Origin of the sequence: Colwellia sp. Arc7-D, assembly GCF_003061515.1 — a bacterium.
Lineage (GTDB): Bacteria > Pseudomonadota > Gammaproteobacteria > Enterobacterales > Alteromonadaceae > Cognaticolwellia.
In genome coordinates, this window is record NZ_CP028924.1 from 1,590,112 (window position 1) to 1,605,747 (window position 15,636).

The 15,636-nt window shown below is 37.5% G+C and carries 12 protein-coding genes; all 12 read left to right on the plus strand.

Going from position 1 to position 15,636, the window contains the following annotated elements:
- The first annotated feature begins 33 nt into the window (after positions 1-33).
- The gene (locus tag DBO93_RS06860; protein WP_108455651.1) at positions 34-285 is read left to right on the plus strand and encodes a hypothetical protein; all 252 of its coding nucleotides are present in this window, start codon (positions 34-36) and stop codon (positions 283-285) included.
- Between the two features lie 109 nt (positions 286-394).
- Positions 395-892 carry a membrane lipoprotein lipid attachment site-containing protein gene (locus tag DBO93_RS06865; RefSeq protein ID WP_108455652.1) on the plus strand — a complete coding sequence of 166 codons (498 nt, stop codon included), beginning with the start codon at positions 395-397 and terminating at the stop codon, positions 890-892.
- Positions 893-995: 103 nt separating this feature from the next.
- Complete coding sequence (locus tag DBO93_RS06870; protein ID WP_108455653.1) at positions 996-1,328, plus strand: YnfA family protein; 333 nt, start codon at positions 996-998, stop codon at positions 1,326-1,328.
- A gap of 46 nt (positions 1,329-1,374) precedes the next feature.
- Positions 1,375-2,520 carry an acyltransferase gene (locus tag DBO93_RS06875; protein ID WP_108455654.1) on the plus strand — a complete coding sequence of 382 codons (1,146 nt, stop codon included), beginning with the start codon at positions 1,375-1,377 and terminating at the stop codon, positions 2,518-2,520.
- Positions 2,521-2,666: 146 nt separating this feature from the next.
- The gene (locus tag DBO93_RS06880; RefSeq protein ID WP_108455655.1) at positions 2,667-3,314 is read left to right on the plus strand and encodes a peroxiredoxin-like family protein; all 648 of its coding nucleotides are present in this window, start codon (positions 2,667-2,669) and stop codon (positions 3,312-3,314) included.
- Between the two features lie 150 nt (positions 3,315-3,464).
- Positions 3,465-3,986 carry an NAD(P)H-dependent oxidoreductase gene (locus tag DBO93_RS06885; RefSeq protein ID WP_108455656.1) on the plus strand — a complete coding sequence of 174 codons (522 nt, stop codon included), beginning with the start codon at positions 3,465-3,467 and terminating at the stop codon, positions 3,984-3,986.
- Positions 3,987-4,307: 321 nt separating this feature from the next.
- The gene (locus DBO93_RS06890) at positions 4,308-4,733 is read left to right on the plus strand and encodes a DUF1090 domain-containing protein (protein WP_108455657.1); all 426 of its coding nucleotides are present in this window, start codon (positions 4,308-4,310) and stop codon (positions 4,731-4,733) included.
- A gap of 255 nt (positions 4,734-4,988) precedes the next feature.
- Entirely contained in the window at positions 4,989-5,372 is a 384-nt protein-coding gene (locus tag DBO93_RS06895; RefSeq protein ID WP_108455658.1) for a DoxX family protein, read from the plus strand.
- A 70-nt stretch (positions 5,373-5,442) separates the two neighbouring features.
- Positions 5,443-5,883, plus strand: a complete 441-nt coding sequence (locus DBO93_RS06900; RefSeq protein ID WP_108455659.1) for an SRPBCC domain-containing protein — start codon at positions 5,443-5,445, stop codon at positions 5,881-5,883.
- Between the two features lie 117 nt (positions 5,884-6,000).
- Positions 6,001-9,759 (plus strand): exodeoxyribonuclease V subunit gamma, encoded by a 3,759-nt coding sequence (gene recC, locus DBO93_RS06905; protein ID WP_108455660.1) that lies wholly within the window; start codon positions 6,001-6,003, stop codon positions 9,757-9,759.
- The gene (gene recB / locus DBO93_RS06910) at positions 9,756-13,550 is read left to right on the plus strand and encodes an exodeoxyribonuclease V subunit beta (protein ID WP_108455661.1); all 3,795 of its coding nucleotides are present in this window, start codon (positions 9,756-9,758) and stop codon (positions 13,548-13,550) included. Before recC ends, recB begins: the two co-directional genes overlap by 4 nt.
- A complete protein-coding gene (gene recD / locus DBO93_RS06915; protein WP_108455662.1) occupies positions 13,543-15,624 on the plus strand; it encodes an exodeoxyribonuclease V subunit alpha in 2,082 nt (693 codons plus the stop codon). The genes recB and recD overlap by 8 nt, the downstream gene beginning before the upstream one ends.
- Positions 15,625-15,636: the final 12 nt, after the last annotated feature.

Genomic DNA, 15,636 nt, shown 5'->3' on the forward strand with positions numbered 1-15,636 from the left:
TTTTTAACATACTACTTTTTATATGGAATAAACATGGACGATTTTGATTGGTTTGAATCTGGTTCAGGCGAGCGATTTCATTCTGCCATTTATAATTGCCCTGATTGTAATAAAAAGGTCGCCTTTGGTGATAACTTCTGTCGACATTGTGGTGTTAAATATACACCTGCGATGTGTAGTGCCATGAAGAAGAATTTAAAAGTTTTTGGCAGTAAAAATTTCAAGCATTTAGTGATTGCAATGATATTAGTCTTACTGATTATATTAGCGACAACTTTTGCCTGATTTATCAGTTACCCTTTAAGTTAAAAACGAACTATGCCTTACTTTAAAATGTTAAATGTTAAATGTTAAATGTTAAATGTTAAATTCTAATAAAAATATGGAGATTACCTTGAAAAAATTTATTACTTTAATCACTGCTTTAATTCTATTGTCCGGTTGTGTTTCATTTAAAAGTCCCTTACCTGAAGGCTACTCGGGTGCTACAAGTACAATTTCAGATTCCTTTTCAAATCATGAAGGCTCAACTGCCCATTTTTATATTGTCAGTAAAGTTAATGGCTTATATATAGAAGACAGCGGTTACAAAACCCGTGTTGTAAACTCTGGCCGAGGCTTCAATATGACACCCACTATGGTTTCTAGAGATGTTGCCGCGATTTCGCAAACGATTACCGTTGCGGGGTTTGTTCAATTTGCGACTGATGGACAAGCAATGTTTGGTGATAACATGCTAGTGACCGGTGACATTGAATTTACGCCAGTTGCCGGAGCACTTTACAAAGTTAATGGTAAATTAACTAAAAATGGCTCAGAGGTATGGATTGAAAGTTCATCCGGTGAAGTTGTGAGTGAAGTGGTAAAATCAGCTATTAAAAAAGAAAGCTAAAACGTTATTACAAAAAATTATTGGGCTAGGTAAATATGTCCTCAACAGAATATATTAATCGTTTAGATTTAGGCCAATACATTCACCAGATCAAGGTCATTCAATGTTTGAACTTAAAACCATCGCGCTTTTTGCGCTTACAGCCGTTGCTGAAATTGTAGGTTGTTATTTGCCTTATCTATGGCTTAAACAAGATAAAAGTATATTGCTATTAATTCCTGCGGCAGCAAGTCTTGCTTTGTTTGCTTGGCTTTTAACCTTGCATCCAACGGCTGCTGGTCGAGTATATGCAGCGTATGGCGGTGTATATATTTTTGTCGCTATATTATGGCTTTGGGGTGTTGATGGTATAAAACCATCGTTTTGGGATGTTGTTGGTGGCACAGTTGCCTTAATTGGCATGGCCATTATTATGTTTGCGCCAAAAACCACCTAGCACTCATAGGTGAGGGTACTTAGTTGTTTCAAGGATAGAACTAAAAATGCAATTGAAAAATAACCAAAGACTACCAGAATTAGATTGGCTAAGAGTTATACTCATATTTGCTGTATTCATTCATCATGTTTGTATGCCGTTTAATGGTGATAACTGGCATATCATGAATACCGAATCGAGTAAGTTACTTGATGATGTGATGGTTTATTTTGAGCAGTTTAGGCTTCCTACTTTATTTTTTATTTCTGGTGTTGGTGCTGTTATTTTGCTGTCGAAAATATCAGTTAAAAAATTTGCTTCAGACAAGTTGTTAAGGCTTTTAATTCCACTTATTGTTGGTGTTTTATTCGTTGTTCCACCACAAAGTTATATTGAAAATATCAGCCAATATGAGTCATTTTGGCAAGCATATCCCTCACTTGTGCTTAACTTATCCACTAATCATCTTTGGTTTATAGAATACCTTATTGTCTTCTCCTTACTTGCTATTCCTCTGAATACATTTTTAAACACTAAAGCTAGTACTAAAGTGTTTAAATACATTATAAAACTTACCAAATTTAAAGGTGGGTTGTTTTTATTCGTTAGTTTACTCATTGTGATAAAAATCAGCTTTTCTTTATTTTTTCCAAGCGACGATAACAAAATAGAAAACTTGTCTTCATCTAGTTATTATTTGTTCTTTTTTATTACGGGAATGATATTTGTTGCTAATAAGGAGCTTTGGCAAAGGGTTTGTGAACATCGGCTTTATCATTTAATTATTCTTTTAATCAGTACGGTAATTTTTTATGGCTATTATTATTCTCCTGATCTTAGTGATTTTTTATCTTTAAATGTTCGATGGTCAATATGGTGGTTGGTGTGCTGTTTAGTTTCATGGTCTGCTTTGTTAACTATTTTAGGTTATGCCCAATTTTATTTGAACAAAACACCTCAATGGTTACGACTCAGTAATGAACTCATTTATCCGTTTTATATTTTTCATCAAACGGTCATTGTTGTTATTGGTTTTTATGTCATCAATTGGCAAACATCAATATTGATTAAAATTATTTCGCTACTATTTTTATCCCTAATTACTACCTGTGGGATTTGTTTATTTATCATTAAACCGTTTAATCTTTTTCGTTTTTTATTTGGTTTGAAACTCAAAGGAAAAACCAAATTATTGTTAAGTAATAAGACATAATATCTCTGAAAAATAACATTAATTGTTTTAATTATTAGCTTATTACTCAAAGCGTTTATCTTTTTATTTTAAGATTGTCGCTTTTATTTAATCACCGTTAGTGCTCCATTTAAAATGGGGTATCAGTTTTACGTTTAAGGAATTACATGACAAGTTTAAAGCAACAAACTATTGCTAAGGTTGCTGCCGGGCGACAAGCGAATCCTGGGTTTATGAAAGAAGTTGATGAAATAATTGCTAAAGCAAAAGTATTTCAACAAGGTAGTGAAGCGCTGGACCTTGGTGAAACAGCAACTAGTTTTGTTTTACCTAATCAACACGGTAAATCAATTTCATTGGATGATTTACTGAAAAATGGCCCGGTTGTTGTAACGTTTTATCGTGGCAGTTGGTGCCCATATTGCAACCTACAGTTAAGAGCATTACAAGCTCGATTAGGCGATATACATGCTTTGGGTGCCCATTTAGTGGCCATTAGCCCACAAGTACCTGATGAGTCACTGACAAAAGATGAAATAAGCGCAATGGAGTTTTATGTTTTATCAGATCAAAATGCAACAGTTGCAGCGCAATATGGTGTGGCTTGGCAAGTACCTGAGTTTCTTTCTGAACATATGCGTGTAGACCGCAAGCTTGATTTAGATGTTATTAATAATGGAAATGGCAGTGTTTTACCTATACCTGCTACTTTTGTTATTGGGCGTGATGGCATTATTAAATGGCGATATGTTGATGTTGATTATAGAACACGCTCTGAGCCTGACGATATTATTGAGGCATTAAAGTGCTTGTAACAAGGTTGTTTTTAAACTCGTTACAGTAAGTTTTATACCGTTAAATCGTCTAACTTTGCAACTTCAGCTAGCAAACTTTAATAAAACCTAACTTATCGTCATGTTAACAAACGCAGTTAAAACAAATGCAGTTAAAACGAGGGCAGTTTAATGAAAACAGCGATTATACTGGCCTCATCTCGAGAGCAAGGTAATACACATCAGTTAGCTCATTTATATATGGAGCATCAAACCTGTGACTTGTTTAACCTAAGCGACTATGCAATATCGGCTTTTGATTATCAGCATCGAAATAAAAATGATGATTTTAAAGTGTTGATTAAAACACTCATAACGTATGACCACTTAATTTTTGCAACACCTGTTTACTGGTACGCAATGAGTGCTCAAATGAAAGTGTTTGTTGATCGTTTATCCGATCTTTTAACCATCGAGAAAACGTTGGGAAGGGCACTCAAAGGAAAAAGTTGTTCTTTACTTGCCACTGGCGAAGATAACAAAGCACCTGAATGTTTTATCGCGCCCTTTAATTTGCTAGCTAATTATTTAGGTATTAACTTTACCTCTAGCTTCTATTGTTGTTGTAGAAAAGACTTTATAAAGCAAGAGCATGTGAATGACTTGAAAAAGTATTTAGCCATTGATTTTGCAAATATCACAAGCTTAAAATAATAAGTTTTAAGCTAATAGTTTCAATTGTTTGCTGAGAAAATAGTGTGATGAAATTGGTGAGATTAAGCTGGTTTTTCTTACAGAACTAAGCAAGTTAGATCCAAGTAATAAGCAAGTCACATTCAAGTAATAAGTCAGATTAACTCTGCTACGAGTGGGGCGCTTATCAAAACCTTAAGCAATTAATTAAGGTATATTTTAATCGAAATTAAATACAAACGTTTTTATTGTTTAAAAAAATTAATGCGGTTAGAGTGCTATCATCAACAGATAATATCAATTAACAGATTTGTCCCTATTTAACGCCCTTGGAGATCTAATATGAGCAATATATCTAATAAGTTCTTAACTGTTCCAACCATGACCTTGGTAGGAGTACTTTTTTTTGCTTGGTCTACTTCAGCCATAGCATCTCCTAGCTGTACTAAGCTAAAGGGTTGTGAAAAGAAGGTATGTGAAATAGAAAATCAGCGTATTATTGCAAATAAACATGATAATAAGCCCAAAGTCACTCGATTAACAAAAGCACTTGAAAAAGTGAAAGAGCAATGTACTAACGACGGGCTTAAAGCAGAGCTAATTGAAGATATTGCAGAAGCTAAAGCTGAAGTTACTAAATATGAAGCGGATCTCAATAAAGCGGTAAAACAGAAAGATAGCGATAAAGTTTTCAAATATAAAGCAAAGATAAAAGATAAAAATAGAAAAATAAAGCAACTCCAAAAGAAGTTGTCTGTATTAGATTAATTGATTTATACCTTAGTCATTTAACGAAAAAAGTAGCTAAAGTGCTTTCTGTTTTTATAAAAACTCAATGGTTATTACAAGAGTAAGATTCTTACATTGATAACAGAAAGTACCTATTTTTATTCAATAGTTAATCTCATAACTGCAAAACCATAATTAAGCGTAAGGCTTTGTTGTAAAATAATTATAAAATGAATGGTTGTTCTGGCTTATTCGAATACTCAATGATGATAAACAAATTGTGAAGAGAAATAGATGCCCCGTATTCCACTTTTAGTCATTGCTTTATTTTTTCTAACTGGCGGAATTGCACATTTTGTTATGGCTGATTTTTTTATCAAGGCGATGCCTGATTACCTTGGATACCATAAAGAACTTGTGCTTATTAGTGGTGTTTTGGAAATATTAGGTGCCATTGGTATTTTAATTCCTCAAACACGGTTATTAGCTGGCTATGGGTTAATAGCATTAATCATCGCTGTTTATCCGGCTAATATACATATGGCTCTGCACCCCGAAAAGTATACAAACATATCAACGCTTTTATTATATATTCGTCTACCATGTCAGTTTTTATTCGTTTGGTTTGTATGGTGGGCAATTGCACCAGAGAGGCTAAAAACTAATCCTATAAGTTAATAAACGCGCTATAGTTGTAACATTATTGTCAGTTAAAACTGAGTGTGCCTTTCAAAAGTAGGAAAATATTATGCATGAAATAAGTCATCGAGTAGGTATTAAAGCCTCAGTTGAAAAAATATATCAAGCATTAACCACTAATGAAGGTTTAACGCAATGGTGGACTAACGATGTGTCAGGTGCGGGCTCCGTTGGTTCAATTATCAAGTTTCGTTTTAATGGTGGCGGTCCCGATTTTAAAGTTACCGAACTGGAGCCAAATAAAACTGTGCGTTGGCAACATTCTGGTAATATGCCTGAGGCTTGGGTAAATACTGAAATTAGTTTTCAATTGTCTACTGATGGCGTACAAACATTTGTGCGTTTTAGTCATACTAATTGGCAAGAGTGTTCAGATTTTATGGCACATTGTAGTACGAAGTGGGCGGTTTTTTTACTGAGCCTTAAAAGTGCAATGGAAACGAATCAAGGCAAGCCTTTTCCAAATGATATCTCTATAGATCATTCTTAATTTTTAAATACGTTTTTTTCAATAAAATACAACACCGATAGCACAACATCCGCTAGTGTTATCGGGCTTGATGTGGTTAAATTTAGCTATAAGAAAAATGGCTAAAAAGGCGCGCATTTGTTCTATCTTTATCCCGCTAATAAAATGGAAAATTTGTTAGTATTGCTTGATAAAATTCAGCAACTTTCCCCACTTCCTGTTTTCGCACAAGACACCGTAATCGTGCAAAATGCTGGTATGCAACATTGGCTTAATATGTCACTGGCCGAACAGCGCGGTATCAGCATGAATATGCGCTATGCTTTACCGTCGCAATTTTTGTGGAACTTAATTCGAAATTTAGCCAGTGATGAAGACGTGCCCGAGCAGTCGCCTTACTCCCGTGAAGTACTTGCTTGGCGTATTGATACTTTATTAGCGTCTAATGAAGTGATTGATGATGACGCGTTTAAAGTAGCAAGTGATTATTGGCAGACAAATCCAAACAACTTTGATAGTAATAAACAAAGTGCAGAATACACCGAAGCTGAACAGTTAAAACGTTATCAGTTGGCGTGTCAGCTTGCCGATTTATACGAACAATATTTAATATTTCGACCTGAATGGATCGACGATTGGCATCAAGGTAAGTTTCCAGCTTTTGATCAACAAGTGAGTGCTGCTGTTTCAGGTGAGCATGAACACACTGAAGAGAGTAATGCTATTTGGCAAGGTAAATTGTGGCACTTACTGGTACGTGAACAACCTTATAATCCGCGTGAATTAGTCGCGCTGGCAATAAAAAACTTAAACAATACTGATAGATTAAAAGCGCAAGCGTTACCGCACAGGTTGTCATTTTTTGGCATTAATGCCATGGCGCCTCTTTGGCTTGAGTTTATTAATGCTTTGAGTGAAAAAATAGACGTACACTTTTTCCATTTAAATCCGTGTTACGCATATTGGGGCGATGTGGTTACTGAAAAAAATGCCATTGAAGCTTGGATTAAAGGTACTGACTTTTCAGCGGACGAAAATACAGAAAATATAAAAAATGATGAAAATAGTGCTGTAAACAATCAGCAATTAGGTTTGTTTGCTCAAGAAAGCTCTGAGTTGAGCATAGATAATGATGAAAGTAACGATTTAGCGGATATAAACCAGCAAGTAGGTAATCCACTTTTAGCCAACTTAGGTCAGCAAGGGCGAGAGTTTATGGCCTTGTTGTATCAATACAGTACCATCAACATTGAAGTGTTTGAGTCAGCAGTAGCAGACTTAAAAAATGAAGAGGTAAGTGATGTAAATATAGCCAACCCTAGCCCAGAAGCTATTGCACAAGCCAGTGTTTTGGCGAGTGTTCAACAAGATATTCTTTCCCTCATTGATGCGCGTTCACTCGAGTCTAAAAGTCCTCACCAAGCGCCTAAAGTAGACGGCTCAATTTTAATTACCAGCGCTCATAGTGCTTTGCGTGAAGTTCAAGGTTTACATGACTGGCTATTACACCAATTTAATCAAGACAAAAGCTTAACGCCGAAAGATGTTTTAGTGATGTGTCCGCAAGTAGAGCAATATGCACCCTATGTTAATGCGGTGTTTACTCGTGGTTGGCAAGATATTGCAGACGAAGTACCACCACTGCCGTGTTCTATTGCTGATCGTATAAGTAAAGACGCCGAGCCTTTAGTTGCTGCATTTTCCCAGCTATTAACCTTGCCTGATAGTCGATTTCAAGTCTCAAGCCTAATTGCTTTATTACGTTTGCCCGCTATGCAGTCTCGCTTTGCTATCAACTTAGACGACATTGAAAAAATTACCCATTGGCTCGAAATTTCATCAGTACATTGGGGTTTAGATAAAGCGCATAAACAGCAAGTACTAGCACAAAGTGAAGTCGAACAAACTGAAAACTTAAAGGGCGCAAGTGATAGCTTTACTTGGCAACAAGGTTTATCACGTCTAATGCGAGGTTTCGCTTTTGCTGATCATCGAGTTATTTACCAAAACCAAATGCTATTACCGACCATTGAGGGAAGCGATAGCGAACTTCTCGGCAAGCTAATGCTAATTATTGAGCAGTTGCAAATAACCGCTATTAATATGTCAAAAGCGCGAACTGCAACACAATGGCAACAGTTTTTGTTTGATTTATTACTGCAACTATTCGACGATGAAAACGATAATGGTTTGAATGTTGTGCGCAGCGCTGTTGAGTCGTTAGTCGAGTATTGTCAGCATGCCAATTATAATGACGAAATAAGTTTGGCGGTTATTCGCGACTTTTTAAACAGCCACTTTAGTCAACCAGATCCTGGTCGACAGTTTATGATCGGGCAAGTTACCTTTTGCTCTATGCTACCTATGCGCAGTATTCCCTTTAAAATTATTGCAGTTTTAGGCTTAAACGACGGTGAATTTCCACGCCAACGTCAACCATTAAGTTTTGATTTAATGACCACTACACCTGCGCAGTTGGGTGATAGATCACGCAGAGGAGACGACCGATATTTATTCCTTGAAGCATTAATATCTGCACGCCAAGCCTTGTACTTAAGTTATCAAGGTAAAAATATTCGAAACAATAAAGACCGACAGCCATCGTTAGTTTTAAAAGAGTTAATGGAATATCTTGCACGTGGTTATGGATGGCAATTACTCGGCTTAAATGCTGAAGCAGAAAGTAATAGATTGGGTCAGGTTCGACAATTACCGATGCAGGCGTTTAGTGAGAAAAATTATCTCGATAGTTTTGCGAGCTTTGACGCCAACTGGCTAAATTTACGACGAACAAAAAGTGTGGGAAATTCTGAACATAATTTTAAAGAAAACAGCATATTACAGATAGAAGCGAGTAACGAGGATATTATTGAAGACAGTTTAACAGCTAATGATGTTATTCGTTTTTATCAGCATCCTGCACGTTATTATGCGCAACAAGCACTTTATTTATATCTAGATAACACAGACACACTAATTAATGACGTAGAACCTTTTGTGCCTAACCATCTCGATAGTTACTTGCTGAGGCAAGAGCTACTCAATTACTATTTAGCACCTGAACAAAGTAAACAAAGTTGTGACGATATATTACTTAGCGCCAAACTTGCTGGCTATTTACCTGATTTACCAAGCACTGATGATCTTATCGCCGGTTGGCAAAAAGACAGTGAAAACTTTAGTCAGTTCATCATCACAGAGTTAACCCAAAATAACGCCTTAACTATTGAACCGATTGATTGTCTTATTACACTTGATTTAGGCGCTGTTTTAACTCAGCAAAATATGCTTGATGATGGTTTGTATTCAAATGACGAATGGGCAATATTAAAAGCTGTACTACCTAAACGCCTTACGCTGAGCAGCAAATTGACTCTTGTTGATAACAAAGCGGTGTTTTATCGCAGCAGTAGTGCCAAAGCCAAAGACCTATTTACCCTATATTTACACCAGTTAATTATTCAAATAGCACAAACGGATGAAGCACAAGAAAACGCTGACACTCTTTCCCAAATTTGCGCTACTCACGGTTATTACTTTGACACTAAAAGCCAGAAACCTAGCCAGTTCTATTTTAGTGATATTGAAGATGCCAAAGGGCAATTACTGCGTTTAGTGACCAGCTTTTATTTAGGCCAGCATCAAGCATTGTTACTTAATGGTGACCTTGCTGAAAAAATACGTAAGAGCAAAGTATTTGATCAAACACAATTTGAACAGTTTTGGTCTGACAGTAACAGTTTTCAAGCGTTGGGCGATGATCCTTATGTACAATATTTTTGGTCTCAATGTCCAGAATATGACGATATATCGCCAAGATTACTAACCTTATATCAGCCAATGTTTGAAGCCTTGCAAACAGTGAAAACAAGCGCAAAGCAGGGAGCTAAAAAGTGAAGAATTTAAACGCTAATACCATAGCGCTGCAAGGTAAACATTTAATTGAAGCTAGTGCTGGCACAGGTAAAACGCATAATATTACCCGCATATTCTTACGCTTATTATTAGAGCGAGAATTACCGATTGAACAAATTTTGGTAATGACATTCACTAAAGATGCGACAGAAGAAATTCGTGGCCGTATCGATGATTTTATTCGAGAAAGTTTGCATAGCTGGGACAGTTTAATTGTTAGCGACGATTACTTTAAAAGTTTAAGCGCGAACCTAGCCACTAAAAATATTGGTAGCCGTGAAGTAAAAGCACGCTTAAGCCAAGCGTTGTTGTATATCGACGAAGCCGCTATTTTCACTATTCATGGTTTTTGTAAACGGGTTTTAAATCAGTATGCTTTTGCTAGTGGTATTAGTTTTAATGCTCAAATGGAAAATGACACCCAAGATATTACTTTAGAAGCCTGCCAAGATTGGTATCGAGTATTAGCATTAGATACAGAAAACAACAATCAAGCCTTCAAGCTAGTCACTGAGTTTTGGCCAGAGCCAGGTAGTTTTATTAATCAATTCTCTAAAGCGTTATCGACACAAAATGTACTTAACGTGCAAGACCCAGCTAACATAAGTGTTGAATTTAAAGCGTTAGTTGAACAGGCTATTACGAGTTTGAATGCACATAAGGCTATGTTAACCGAGTCGTTAATTGATGTTAAAAAAGGGGCTGATCGTGAAAAACGTCAACAAGAGTTAGATATATTATTAACTTGGCTTGCCGAGTTATCAGCCAATGTAACAGGCCAGCATGGAAAGATGCCTGACGCTTTTATTGATGGCAGACGTTATGCACGATCAAAAGTAAAAAGTGAATTAGTGGAGATTTTTACTGCAGTTAACACCGTTAAAAAACAACACCCTGATTTAGCCAAACAACTTAATCGCGCGCATGCTTTACTGGTAGTCAGAAAAGGCATTTACCATATACGCACTGAAATCATCCGTAAAAAGTTACAAGCCAATGTGATGGGCTTTGACGATTTAATCAGTACGTTAAATGATTGCCTAACTAATGAAAAAGAGCATGACTCTGGACAAGAGCCTGGCAATAAACCAACACAAGTTTTAGCTAACAGCATATTCTCTCAATTTCCTGTTGCGCTTATTGATGAGTTTCAAGATACCGACCCACAGCAGTTTTCGATTTTAAAAGCGATATATTATCATCAGCCAAGTGCTGCGTTGTATATGATTGGCGACCCTAAACAAGCGATTTATGGTTTTCGTGGTGGCGATATTTTTGCATATCTTTCAGCACGCAATGATTGTGATTACCAATGGTTAATGGATACCAATTGGCGATCAAGTGCGGCGATGATCACCGGCTACAATCGTTTGTTTTATGGTAATAAATTATCAGAAGAAGCGAAGAATGTTTTTGGTTATCAAATTCCTTATTTACCAGTTAAAGCCTCACCAAAAGCGCATGAGAAAGTGTTTTTAGATAATGAATTTAACGCTTTGCAGTTTGTGCATTTTAATGTCGAATCAGAAACTAAAGGTAAAGATGGTAAAGACAAGGCTGTTAAGCAAAGTTATCGGGCGAATATGGCCGCCTGGTGTGCCAATGAAATTGTGCGTTTGCTAGCGTGCCCAGATCTTAAAATGGCCAGTGGCGATATCGCGCTATTGGTGCGCGATGGCACTGAAGCGGCAGACATTAAATTTGCCTTAAATGAGTGCGGTTTAGCCAGTGTATTTATGAGTAATCGCGCTAATTTATTGCAGAGCGACGAAACCAAACATTTACTACAAGTGTTAAAAGGTATTTTATTTTTAGAGAATGATCGATTATATACTGCCGCATTAGCCAGCCCGTTAATGGGCTTTAATCGCGATAAACTTTTGCAGTTGCAGCACGACGAGCAGCAATGGCAGCAATTAAAAATTAGTTTTGAAAAGCTGCGTAATGAATGGCAGTTTAAAGGCTTTATCAGTATGGCATTGCAGTTAATGCATCAGCATTTTCATATCGATGTGAGTGATGCCAGCAGCAACTGTGCGAACAGTAACGCCGACCGAGTACTAACTAATTTATTACATTTATTTGAATTGCTACAAGGGGCAAGCCAACGACATCGCCAACCGCAAGAGTTGCTGTTTTGGTTTGAACAACAAAGCCAAATAGACAACCCTGAAGTTGAAGCTGAACTACGTTTAGAAAGTGATGAAAATCTGATCCGCATAATTACACAACATGGCTCTAAGGGCATGGAATACCCAGTGGTATTTGTACCGTTTGCCACGCGTCATAAAGACCCGCTTAAATTTGGCACTCGTAATGTAACTTTTATTGAGCACCATGACGAAAACGGCGCTATTCATCATAGCCTTGATGGCAGTGAAGAAGCTAAAACTCGCATGGCAGCAGAAGCCTATGCAGAAGCGATTCGGTTGCTTTATGTTGCCGTAACACGCGCCGAAAAACGTTGTTATATTCTCAGCACCGCTTTTGACAACTTTGAAAAATCACCTTTAGGTAAAACGCTTAAATGGTCAGCCGCAACTGATATTGTGCAAAGCTTGCAACAACTAGCACAAGACAATCCAGACGAAGTTGCGCTTGAAATGTTAGATAACTACTTACCCGAAGCAAACTTACCTAAAGCAAACTTGTCTGAGGCAAAGCTAGCAGAAAATACCTTAGGTAGATTAACTACTGAAAGTATGTCTGATAAATGTAATGTTTTAGCTGAACCAACTGTGGCGAAATTCAACGGTAAAATTGAACGCGACTGGTGGTTAAGTTCATTTTCAGCCTTGAGCAAAAACTTACGTCATAATGGTGTTTCAGCACCCGATCGTGACACCGAAGAAGCGATGTTTGCTGATGAACAAGCTGATTTATTTACGTTACCTAAAAAGGCCATTGAACTGCGTTTTTCTCTCACCAAAGGCGCTCAAACAGGTAACTTATTGCATGACATTTTAGAGCAAACTGATTTCTCTACGCCAGATTGGCAAAAAAGTTGCCATTGGCCGTTGGTAAAATATGGCGCTATCAACGGCGATATCAATATCAATCATGATAACAGTACTACAGTTCAAAACACGTTAGGCAATGTTAACAACAGTCCAATTGAAAGTAGCGATAGTGCACCGAATGAGCAGGGCCAAGCACTGCTTGTCGAGTGGTTAGAAGCCGTGTTACAAACGCCACTTAACCTTGATAATACTTTGTCATTAAAACAACTCGCACCGCAAGATACCTTGCGTGAAACAGAGTTTTATTATCCTATGCGCTCTGCTAGTAGTAGTGATTTAACCAAACTACTGACAAAACATAGAAACAACCTAGTCACTACTAACACCAGCAACAGTAGAGCAAAGCAACATCGTGTACATTTACCATCGTATCAACAGCTAAAAGGTATGATGCATGGCTTTATCGATTTAATCTTTCAAGCCGATGGTAAATATTATGTTTGTGATTATAAATCTAGCCATTTAGGTAACGAATATAGTGACTATAACGATGCGATAATGCGCCAAAATATTGAAAAAAGTCACTATGATTTACAGTATCTTATCTACGCCTTAGCACTGCACCGACATTTAAAATATGCGTTAGCCGATTACGATCCTGCGCAGCATTTTGGTGGTATTTATTATCTATATTTGCGTGGCATGACAGATCAAAAAGAACATCAAGGGTGCGGAGTTTATTATCGTCAAATTACCCTCGAAGAATTAGAGCAACTAGACAGTATTTTTGCAGGAGAAACTACGCATGTCTGAACCTGTAATTAACATCGAAAGCAAAGTTACTCACCAATCAGAAACTATTTATGCATCGTTTCAACATGCTAATCGTCAATTAGATGGGTTAGTTGCCGTAGATTATTTTTTCGCGAAAGAAATTAACCAGTGTCTGATTTTTAAACCTGATAGCACTTCATTACTAGAACTGAACCAAGAAATTAAGCAACGGCAATGGTTTCACTTATTAATTGCCTTAAGTGCAAGCTTACGAGACGGTCATAGTTGCTTGCCGCTTGCGCAAGTGGCGGGAAAACGCTTATTTACTGCCGGTATGAATGAAAGTAACTCAGAAACTAAGGGCTTCTTATTTTCTGATTTAAATACGCTCACCGCACTGGTGGCTGAATTACTGTTGACTGATCCAAATAATGAAAATGCATTTGAACAACCCATAGTATGTAGTCATGAACGGTTGTATTTGCGCCGTTATTATCAATTTGAACAAGAATTAAAACAAGTAGTTCGCCAACGTCGAATCATAAAAAGTGCATCAGACGCACCTTCAAATAATAGCATTGAGGCACTTGATGAAGTTGGCAATATTAAAAGCATCATCGGAAGTTTGTTTCCAGATTTAGCACAACTAAACGATGTTCAACCTAGCGAAATTGATTGGCAAGCCGTTGCTGTTGCCAATGCCATTAACAAAGACTTTGCTATTATTGCTGGTGGCCCAGGTACAGGAAAAACCTATACAGTTACCAAGTTACTTGCCGCACTGTTGATGCTTGCTCGCACCAAAAGTAACAATAGCGATAGCTTTACTATTCCAAATATTTCTTTAGTTGCGCCTACCGGTAAAGCCGCACAACGATTATCTGAATCAATTACCAGTGCAGTTAAAGCGTTTCGCGGCAGTATTGATGACAAAATATTAGACCTAATTCCAGAGCAAGCAAAAACCCTTCATAGACTATTGGGGGTTATTCCCGATCAGGTAAACTTTCGTCATCATCAAGAGAATCAACTCAACATTGATATTCTATTGATTGATGAAGTCTCTATGGTTGATTTACCTATGATGACACGAATTTTTCGCGCCTTGCCGACTAAAACTAAGGTTATTTTATTGGGTGATGCCGACCAATTACCCTCAGTTGCTGTTGGCAGTGTTTTAGCCGATTTTGCGCCGCGTCCTCACCTAGGTTATAGCGCCGTAAATCACCAATATTTAGCGCAAGTAACGGGTTATAACTCGCTCACTAAAGTTGAAACAGCTGAAGCTAATAACAGCCAGTACAGTGCTGCCGACTGTGTAACATTTCTCCTAAAAAGTCGCCGTTTCGATGGTGAGGGTGGCATAGGCAGAATTGCGAATTTTGTCATTAATGGTCAATACCAAGAAAGTTGGCAGCTATTAAAGCAAAATGAAACACAAGATAATGCGTCGCCAAACCAAGGCCTTAGCAAAGACAAACAGTTAACATTATTATCAGGCAGCATTGAAACCTGGTTAGCTCCCCTTGTTGAACAATATTACTTGGGCCTGTTTCAATGTAAAAAGGTTGAAGAGGCTTTCGCGTTATTGGCAAAATTTAGAATTTTATCGTCAACTCGCAAAGGCCCGCAAGGTGTTGAAAGTCTGAATGCTTTAGTGATTGATATTTTACGTAATAAAGGTGCTATTCCATTTAACCGCTTTGAATCAAATACTCATTTATATGCTGCGCAGCCGATCATGATCAACGAAAATGACTATCGCTTAGGCGTTTATAATGGCGATATTGGCGTACTTTGGCGTAATACCCAAGGGCATTTAATGGCGGTATTTGAGAATGCAAAGGGTGGGTTAGATTGGATTTTACCCTCGCGTTTGCCTAAGTTTGAAACGGTATACGCGATGACTATTCATAAAACCCAAGGCAGTGAGTTTGACCATGTTGCAATGGTGCTGCCAGAGCAAAAAGACAATAGATTATTGTCGCGCGAATTATTATATACTGGCATTACTCGAGCGAAAAAACATTTAAGCATCGCCAGTAGCCAAAGTGTTTGGCAAAGTGGCGTGAGCCAACAAGTAAATAGACATTCTGGGTTGGCGATTGACTAGCCCCAATATCCC

Bases quoted from the DNA above. Each gene is read 5' to 3' on its own strand.
- DBO93_RS06860 (WP_108455651.1), top strand. From the start codon at position 34: ATGGACGATTTTGATTGGTTTGAATCTGGTTCAGGCGAGCGATTTCAT.
- DBO93_RS06890 (WP_108455657.1), top strand. From the start codon at position 4,308: ATGAGCAATATATCTAATAAGTTCTTAACTGTTCCAACCATGACCTTG.
- DBO93_RS06870 (WP_108455653.1), top strand. From the start codon at position 996: ATGTTTGAACTTAAAACCATCGCGCTTTTTGCGCTTACAGCCGTTGCT.
- DBO93_RS06900 (WP_108455659.1), top strand. From the start codon at position 5,443: ATGCATGAAATAAGTCATCGAGTAGGTATTAAAGCCTCAGTTGAAAAA.
- DBO93_RS06895 (WP_108455658.1), top strand. From the start codon at position 4,989: ATGCCCCGTATTCCACTTTTAGTCATTGCTTTATTTTTTCTAACTGGC.
- recD (WP_108455662.1), top strand. From the start codon at position 13,543: ATGTCTGAACCTGTAATTAACATCGAAAGCAAAGTTACTCACCAATCA.
- DBO93_RS06880 (WP_108455655.1), top strand. From the start codon at position 2,667: ATGACAAGTTTAAAGCAACAAACTATTGCTAAGGTTGCTGCCGGGCGA.
- DBO93_RS06885 (WP_108455656.1), top strand. From the start codon at position 3,465: ATGAAAACAGCGATTATACTGGCCTCATCTCGAGAGCAAGGTAATACA.
- DBO93_RS06875 (WP_108455654.1), top strand. From the start codon at position 1,375: ATGCAATTGAAAAATAACCAAAGACTACCAGAATTAGATTGGCTAAGA.